The organism is Thauera sp. 27 (assembly GCF_000310125.2).
Taxonomy (GTDB): domain Bacteria; phylum Pseudomonadota; class Gammaproteobacteria; order Burkholderiales; family Rhodocyclaceae; genus Thauera; species Thauera mechernichensis.
In genome coordinates this window covers 25558-31881 of sequence record NZ_AMXB01000047.1, presented here as the reverse complement: position 1 = coordinate 31881, position 6324 = coordinate 25558, and the positions used below count along the sequence as shown (strand labels likewise).

Here is a 6324-nt window from a genome sequence, read left to right as displayed (position 1 = left end):
TGCTGCGCGACCCGCTGCTGCCGGCCTGGCTGGGCCGCATCGCCCGCGCCGGAGGCACCGCCGTCGTGCCCGGCGGCGGCGCCTTTGCCGATGCCGCGCGCGCCGCGCAGGCACACTGGCAGGTGGATGACGTGGCCGCGCACAACATGGCGGTACTCGGCATGGCACAGTGCGCTCATCTGCTGCATGGCATCGAGCCGCGACTGGCGCTCGCCGCGTCGGTGGCCGGCATGCACGCCCCCCTGGCCGCAGGCCGTGCCACGATCTGGCTGGCGCTGGACCTGCAGCGCGACGCGGCCGATGCGCTCACCAGCTGGGACGTGACCAGCGACAGCCTGGCGGCCTGGCTGGCGCTGCGCCTGGGCGCCAGCGAACTCGTGCTGGTGAAGGCTTGCGCGCTGCCGGCAGGCGCCACGCCGGCCGAACTCGCCGCCGCCGGCATCGTCGACCGCGCCTTTCCCGCCTACGCCGAACAGTGCGCGCGCGCAGGCATCGACTGCCGGGTGCTGAACCGCACCGAGTTCGACCGCGCCCTCGGCTGAGCAGCCGCCGCGCGCAAGCGCGCGCCTTGCGCGCTTGCGCCTTAGTGCGGCCGCCCGGCGCGCTGCGCGAGCACGCGCTCGAGCGCCCGGAAGAAGGCCACGGCATGCACCATCTGGTTGCGGTGGCGGTACTCGAAGGCAGGCAGCACGCGCTTCACCGGGCTGAAACGCAGCTGCATGATGCCCACCACCCGCCATTGGCCGTCACCTTGCTTCTCGAGCACCGGTCCGCCCGACATGCCGGCCTCGAAAGCGCAGTCGACCGCGATCAGGCCAATCACCGGGCCGCTGTCGCGTGCCCGGCAGCCCTCCTCGACCGCTACGCCCGCCCGCTTTCCGCCCGAATACGGGAAGCTGATCGTCATCAACGGGCCCTGCGGCAGATAGTCGGCAGAGGTCGGCCGCAGGGTGGGCAGGAAGCCATATTCGCGGCCGAGGCAGTCGTCGAGCTGGAGGATGGCCCAGTCGCCGGTCATGCCGCGCGGGGCGGCCGGATGGTAGTTGCCGAAGTCGACCACGCGCGCCACGCTGCGGTGGCGGAACACGCCCGGCCGCTCGGGATCGGGGCCGATGTGGAAGGCGAGCGCATGTCCGCGATGCGGAACGTCATCGGGCACGTCATCGGGCACGCCATTGGGTACGCCGATGGGCTCCTCGCTCGAGGCCGCCTGCGCGTCACGGAAGAAGGCCGAATGGAAGGTCGTCACCGCGTGGCATTCGCCGACCAGGAAGGCGCTGCCGACCTGCCGGCCTGCATTGACCACGATGCCTACCGAGCGCAGCAGCGGCTGGTCGGCGGGGCGGTAAGCGCGGCGGTCGGCAACGAAGACGTTGGCAGCCGCCGCGCCTGCGAAAAGCATCATGCACAGCAGCACGACCGGCAGGCCAAGCACACGCCAGGCGTACACGGGCGCGCAGTCGGAGCCAGGTCGCGCGCTCATTGCAGGCTCACACGGCGGGCGCTTCCGCGGCCGTACGCGCTGGCTCTGCGGCCACCTGCGTGGCCAGGCCGTCGATCGCCGCGCGCAGCGCGCGCAGGCGCCGCGGATCGAGCCGGCCCTCGCGGCGCCCCTCGCACACTGCGCTGCGAAAGCCGGCGAAGTCCGGCCCCAGCCGCGCCAGTGGCGCAAGGTCGGCGGCGCGCAGGGCGCCGGCCAAGCCCACCATCCGCCCCGCGCCATGGGCGCGATCGATGAAGGCGCCAAGGGCTTCGGCGCCGAGCAGGTCGAGCAGGCTGCCGGCGTGCTTCACCTGGGTGTCGGCCATCACCGCGGCAAAAGGCGGCACACAGGCGGCGTCGATCACCGCCGCGTCCAGCCCGTCGTCGGCGATCAGCACCGGCACGATCGCCAGCGGCAGTGTGGCCAGCGCTGCCAGCAGCCCACACGCCGCTTCGCCACGGCCGGGCACGCCGACCTTGACCAGATCGACCCCGCACGCACCGACTGCGCGCGCGCGCGCCAGGATGTCCGCGCGGGCCGCGACCGGCAGGTCGCCGATGGTGGCGCTGATCAACGGCCGCGCGCGTGCATCAAGGCCCCCCTCGCCCGCCCGCAGCGCAGCCACAAGCTCGCGGATCAGCGGCAAGGCCAGGCCACCGAGCGCGCCCGCGGACGGCTCCTTCAAGTCGACGAAATCGACCCCGGCCTGCAGCGCCTCGCGCGCCTCGGCGACGTCGCGCACGCTCACCAGCATGCGCATGTCACACGGCCTCCGGGTTCTCGGCGTAGTAGCGCTCGACCGCGGCATAGAGCCAGTCCCAGGCCGTCTGCTCGCGCGGCCCGGCGGTCTTGTCGATGGCGATCTGCAGGTACTCCATTTCGGTCTCGACCTTGCTGCGCGGCAGCATGCCGAGCCGGCTGACCAGCACCGCGCCCTCGATCACCGCCGCCTGGGCCCGGTTGAAGCCGGGAAAACCGGCGTGCTGCACCTCGCGGCCGCGCCGCATGCGCAGCGTGGGGCGCAGGGCGTCGTCCTGGTCGCCGCGCAGTTCGAGCTCGACGTGGGCGAGCGCGCCCTCCAGGCGACGGCCGGCGAAGCCCTCGAGCGCCACCGTAGGCCATTCGCGGCGGCCAGTGACGCAGCCGGCGAACACACGCACATCGGTCGTCAGGTTGAGCACCGCGCAGCGGGTGGCGAGGATGTTGTCGAGCGTGCGCGAGGGCTTGAACGGCATCAGCGCCACCACCGCCTCCTCGCCCTCCCCCTCGTAACGCACGCCCATCGGCGCCAGATGCACCTCGCCCTCGGGCGACAGGGTACTGACCACGGTTTCGAAGATCATGTTTGCGGCTTGTCCTCAACGCTTTCCGGCCGCTGCGCAGGCGCGCGCCGGGTCTTGGTGGATGCGGGGGCACACCAGGCGAGCAGGTCTTCGGCGGCGCGCTCGACCGCGCAGCCCCAGGCCAGCGGCTGGTCCTGGGTGTAGCGCTTGCCGAGCGACCAGGCGATCTCCGCACGCGCCAGCTCCACCCCCATGTAAAAGGCGTGGCCACCGTCGTCCTCCAGCCCCAGCTTCGGCCACAGCGCGAAAGGGTCGGCGGCGACGTGGTGGCCGTCGCGGTTGTAGACGTGCAGGCCTTGCGCCGAGACCTGCACGCGGAAGCTCGGGTCGCGCACCGCTGCAGCCGTCTCGGCAATCTCGTCCGGGCTGTCGGGAAAGGGGCGCTTGTCATGCACCGTCATGAGCGCGTCGGACAAGCCCTTGGGCAGGCTGCGGGTCTCGCGCGCGGCATGCATGACGCGGCGCGCAACGTCGGCCTCGCGCACTGCGCGCCGCGCATGGCCGCTCACCTCGGTGGTGAGCACGGCCGCTACGCCGAGCTCGGCGGCGATACCGAACAGAACCGCGTTGATGCCGCTGGTGTCGGCCTCGGTAAGCTCGGTGACGTTGCCCACGCCCATCATGATCGCCAGCTCGGGATAGCGCTCGCGCAGGCGCTGGTAGCGGCACAGCGAGGCGAGCAGGCCGAAGGGGATGGGATCGAGAATGGCATCGGCGAGAAAGGGCCGCCCGCGCCGCAGCATGGTCTCCACCGCGGCATGCAGCGAGGCCTCGTCGGACGGCTCGCGCGGGATGATGACCGGGGTCGAGGCGACCTCGTCGGCAATCCACAGGCTGTCGAGCGACAGGCTCAGCAGGTAGTCGGCGCCGGCACGCCCGCCACGCAGCAGTTCCTGCGGGTTGAGCGAGTCGACCGACACCGCGAAGCCCTCGGCCTTGAGGGCGGCGACGCAGTCCTCAAGGTGCGGAAAAGGCGTCTCGGGCAGGCAGCCGAGGTCGATCACGTCGGCGCCGCAGGCGCGCAGCTCACGCGCCCTCGCCAGCACCCCGTCCACGCCGAGCTGGGGGGCCTCGACGATCTCGGCGAAGATGCGCGTGTCGTAGCGCGACAGATCGACCGCGCGCGCCGCGCGGTTGAAGTGGCGCGGCAAGTCCTTGAGCTCCTCCGGCCCGCGCTCGACCGGCACGCCGAGACGGGCACCGAGCGCGACGAGGTCGCCGCGGCAGCGCCCGGGCACCAGCACGCGGTCGAAGCCGGCGACGTCGTGCAGGCGGCGCTGGATCATGTCGGCCGTCATCAGCCCGGCGACCTGCAGGCCGAGTTCGCGCACCTCCCATTCGAAGGGCGCGGGGGCCATGCCGGCGAGCACCTTTTCCAGGCTGTGGTGGGCGAGCCGGCCGGTCAGGAAGAGGATGCGTTCCATGTCAGTGCCAGCTCGTCGAGGCGGCGCTGCAGGCGCTGCTCGAGTTCATCGGGGGATTCGACCACTTCGCAGAAGTCGATGCGGCGCAGGCGCTCGACGTTCTCCAGTTCGATGTTGCGCGGCTTGAGCTCGACCCATTCGCGCGGGGCCTTGGTGACGACCACCGGCTTCATGTCGCAGGCCAGCACGATGCCGGGGATCTCCAGCTTGCCGGCCTGGGCGAAGATGTTGGTGGGCAGCGTGTCGGATATGCCGAAGGCGCACTTGGCGACCGTGTTGCTGGTCGCCGGGGCGACGATCACGGTGTGATAGACGTCGTCGTAGAGCATGCCGACCGGTACCGAGCTGGCCGTCTTGTCGCGGAACACGCGGCAGCGCTCGCGCAGCTCGGCGATACGGAAGTCGTAGAGCGGCAGTACTTCCTCGGCCGCCGCCGACAGGAAGAGATCGACCGCCGGCAGGCGCAGGGCGAGCGCGATGCATTCCTGCAGGTAGTGGCCGGAGCCGGTGAGCGCCCAGGCGAAGCGGCTGCGGCGTGCAATGTCGCCTGCGGTGCCGCCCGTCGGCAGCCTGTAATCCTGCTCGTCGAGATCGCCAGGCAGCGGATGCGCGGTATGGGTTTCGGCGTGGGACATCGAAGGGTCCGGTTGGGGCGCGCGCGGCAGGACTCAGGCCGCGTGTCTCGAATGTTCTCGTGATGGATGCTCTTCAGCAACTAGCATGCCCGCCTCGCCACGCACGGCGCGCTGCATGGCCTGATCGATTATAGCCACGGCAAGGACGGGCAAGGCAGCAGGACGGCCCCCACCGATGGCGCGCTTTTCGCTTGAGTGGTGGTCGAACCGCCCTGGCGGCCTCGTCACGCCCCGCACTGCTCGCGCCCTCGCATGGAGACCCCGGCCTTGACCCCACAGCCCAACCCCAGCCCGATGTCCGACACCCTCAACCTGCACACCCACTCGATGCACGACCCGGTCGCCGCAAGCCTCGACATCATCTTCATCGACGGCTTCCTGGGCCAGACGGTGATCGGCATCCACCACGACGAGCTGCACGACACCCAGCCCGTGCGCATTGACCTCGCCGCCGGCCTGCCGCGCAGCCTGGCCTGCGACACCGACCACATCGGCGACACCATCGACTACAGCGAGGTGCGCAGCGCGCTGTGCGAGATGATGGCGAACCACCGCTACCGCCTGCTCGAAGCCTTCGCCGAGGCCGTGGCCAGCCTGCTGCTCGGCCGTTTCGGCGCCCACTGGGTGCGCGTCCGCGTCACCAAGCCGCGCAAGTTCGAGGACGTGGACAGCGTGGGGGTGATGATCGAACGCCGCCGCCGGCAGCCACCGTCCGCGTCGGAACGCCGCGGCCCGGCCGAAGTGCTGAGCCTGCTCGGCGCCGGCATGGTGCCGGGCGAGCGCGGCTGAAGCCCGGGCGCGAAGCAGCAAAAAGGCCGAAGCGAGCGCTTCGGCCTTTTTTTCCTGCCGGCAGCAGCCTGCTGACGCAGGCGCCTGGCTCAGTTGGCGGCGAAGGGGTGGGCAGAACTGCCCTTCTTTGCCAGCATCTCGGCGGCTGACGGCTCGCCGTTCACCGCGCGCTTGATGGCCTCGCGCGTGGCCTGGTAGTTGTAGTCCTGGATCTTCTTGTCGTCCTCGGCCAGCCAGTGGATGAAGACGCCGACGCAGACGAACAGGTTGTCGGCCTCGTCCGCCGGGATGGTGCCGTCCTCGACACTGTCGGCGACCGCCATGGCCACGGCACGCTGGGCGGGGCCGAACATCTGCACCGCCTGCTTGGCGCCCTTGATGGTGACCTTGTTGAACATCACCGTCGCCGGCTTGCACAGCAGGTTGGGCGCGACGACGGCGAGCAGCGACGTGAAGCCATCCTTGTTGTTCGTCAGCGCAGTGGCGAAAGCCGTTTCGGCCGCGCTTCCCCGCGGTCCGAGGATGAGGTCGATGTGCGCGACCTCGTTCCCGTCACCGACCAGGGACTCCCCCACGAGCATGCGATCGATCTTTGCCATTCTTGTGTCTCCATTCGATGTGGTGGTCTGGCAATCCCGGGGGGGACGCCA

8 protein-coding genes are annotated in these 6324 nt (G+C 70.7%); 2 read left to right on the top strand and 6 right to left on the bottom strand.

All coding sequences use genetic code 11. From position 1 onward, the window contains the following. Positions 1-2: 2 nt before the first annotated feature. Positions 3-542 carry a hypothetical protein gene (locus B447_RS19080; protein ID WP_002944358.1) on the top strand — a complete coding sequence of 180 codons (540 nt, stop codon included), beginning with the start codon at positions 3-5 and terminating at the stop codon, positions 540-542. Positions 543-583: 41 nt separating this feature from the next. Here the strand turns inward: B447_RS19080 and B447_RS19075 are convergent, their stop codons facing one another. From B447_RS19075 to B447_RS19055, 5 genes are read right to left on the bottom strand one after another with little or no spacing between them, the layout of a single operon-like run. Next, the gene (locus tag B447_RS19075; protein ID WP_002944354.1) at positions 584-1483 is read right to left on the bottom strand and encodes a trypsin-like serine peptidase; all 900 of its coding nucleotides are present in this window, start codon (positions 1481-1483) and stop codon (positions 584-586) included. A 7-nt stretch (positions 1484-1490) separates the two neighbouring features. Further along, positions 1491-2243 (bottom strand): (5-formylfuran-3-yl)methyl phosphate synthase, encoded by a 753-nt coding sequence (locus tag B447_RS19070; protein ID WP_002944352.1) that lies wholly within the window; start codon positions 2241-2243, stop codon positions 1491-1493. 1 nt (position 2244) lies between these two features. After that, positions 2245-2826: a DUF447 domain-containing protein gene (locus B447_RS19065; RefSeq protein WP_002944350.1), complete on the bottom strand. Its 582-nt coding sequence runs from the start codon at positions 2824-2826 to the stop codon at positions 2245-2247. Continuing rightward, on the bottom strand, positions 2823-4250 hold the full coding sequence (locus tag B447_RS19060) for a DUF6513 domain-containing protein (RefSeq protein ID WP_002944349.1): 1428 nt from the start codon (positions 4248-4250) through the stop codon (positions 2823-2825). Before B447_RS19060 ends, B447_RS19065 begins: the two co-directional genes overlap by 4 nt. Further along, positions 4229-4885 carry a flavoprotein gene (locus tag B447_RS19055; RefSeq protein WP_002944343.1) on the bottom strand — a complete coding sequence of 219 codons (657 nt, stop codon included), beginning with the start codon at positions 4883-4885 and terminating at the stop codon, positions 4229-4231. Before B447_RS19055 ends, B447_RS19060 begins: the two co-directional genes overlap by 22 nt. Positions 4886-5152: 267 nt before the next feature. Between B447_RS19055 and B447_RS19050 the strand changes: the two genes are divergently transcribed. Continuing rightward, on the top strand, positions 5153-5674 hold the full coding sequence (locus B447_RS19050) for a dihydroneopterin aldolase (protein WP_002944341.1): 522 nt from the start codon (positions 5153-5155) through the stop codon (positions 5672-5674). Between the two features lie 89 nt (positions 5675-5763). Here B447_RS19050 and fae read toward each other — a convergent pair whose 3' ends face one another. Further along, on the bottom strand, positions 5764-6273 hold the full coding sequence (gene fae, locus B447_RS19045) for a formaldehyde-activating enzyme (protein ID WP_002923426.1): 510 nt from the start codon (positions 6271-6273) through the stop codon (positions 5764-5766). Positions 6274-6324: the final 51 nt, after the last annotated feature.

Excerpts from the sequence above, each read along its gene's own strand:
- B447_RS19075 (WP_002944354.1), bottom strand. The coding sequence starts at position 1,483 with ATGAGCGCGCGACCTGGCTCCGACTGCGCGCCCGTGTACGCCTGGCGT.
- B447_RS19070 (WP_002944352.1), bottom strand. The coding sequence starts at position 2,243 with ATGCGCATGCTGGTGAGCGTGCGCGACGTCGCCGAGGCGCGCGAGGCG.
- B447_RS19065 (WP_002944350.1), bottom strand. The coding sequence starts at position 2,826 with ATGATCTTCGAAACCGTGGTCAGTACCCTGTCGCCCGAGGGCGAGGTG.
- B447_RS19060 (WP_002944349.1), bottom strand. The coding sequence starts at position 4,250 with ATGGAACGCATCCTCTTCCTGACCGGCCGGCTCGCCCACCACAGCCTG.
- B447_RS19055 (WP_002944343.1), bottom strand. The coding sequence starts at position 4,885 with ATGTCCCACGCCGAAACCCATACCGCGCATCCGCTGCCTGGCGATCTC.
- fae (WP_002923426.1), bottom strand. The coding sequence starts at position 6,273 with ATGGCAAAGATCGATCGCATGCTCGTGGGGGAGTCCCTGGTCGGTGAC.